This window comes from Micromonospora sp. CPCC 206060 (genome assembly GCF_036906895.1).
Taxonomy (GTDB): Bacteria; Actinomycetota; Actinomycetes; order Mycobacteriales; family Micromonosporaceae; genus Micromonospora.
Map to the genome: position 1 here is coordinate 1 of NZ_JBAKHU010000254.1, position 889 is coordinate 889.

Below are 889 nucleotides of genomic sequence, written 5' to 3' on the forward strand. Positions count from 1 at the left end.
TGAGCCATTCCGCGCAACGAGGTCAGCGCGGTGAGTGACGGTCCAGCTTGTCCGGAACGTGCCGGGCGCGCCAGGGATACCGCTGCGTCGAAACGACGCAGGACCTCGATATGAAGGTGGTCCTACCACAGATCAACTTCATAGAGGTCCTGCGTCGACATGAGTGTCACATACACCGGCGTGCTGCCGGTACGCGAGGAGACCGTCCGGTACCTGGCCGACCTGCTCGTCCGGGAACGGGCACGCCGGGGCACCCGGGCCGGCACCCGAGCGCTGTCCTGCCGTGACCAGGCGATTCTGGTGCTGCGATGGTTCTTTGACGGCACCCGGATCACGCAACTGGCGACCGACAACCAGATCAGCGTGTCCACCGGCTACGACTACCTGCACGAGGGCATCGACGTACTCGCCGCCCGGGCGCCCGGCCTGCACGGCGCGCTGCTGGCCGCCAAGGCCGCCGGGCACTGTCACGTGAACATCGACGGCACCCTGATCGAGACCGACCGGTGCCGCACCCCCGGCCCCACACCCGGGGTGGACCTGTGGTGGTCAGCCAAGCACGACAACCACGGCGGCAACGTCCAGGTGATCACCGTCGGCGACGGCTGGCCGATCTGGACCTCGCAGGTGCGACCCGGCCGCGAGCACGACACCACCGCTGTGCGTACCCACACCGAGATCCTCCCGGCGCTGAGAGCAGCCGCCGCAGACCTGCGCATCCTCGGGGACCTGGGCTACGAGGGCGAGTCCGGCACCATCACCGTGGCGTTCAAGAAACCCAAGGGCGGCCGACTCACCACCGCCCAGCAGCAGTTCAACAAGGCCCACAACAGCCTGCGCGCCATCGGCGAACGCGGGAACTCACTGCTCAAGACCACTTTCAAGGCGC

At 67.7% G+C, this 889-nt stretch carries 1 protein-coding gene; it reads left to right on the plus strand.

From position 1 onward, the window contains the following. Positions 1 to 159 precede the first annotated feature (159 nt). A partial coding sequence (locus V6U90_RS33580; protein WP_334445227.1) for a transposase family protein occupies positions 160 to 889 on the plus strand: 730 nt, incomplete at its 3' end.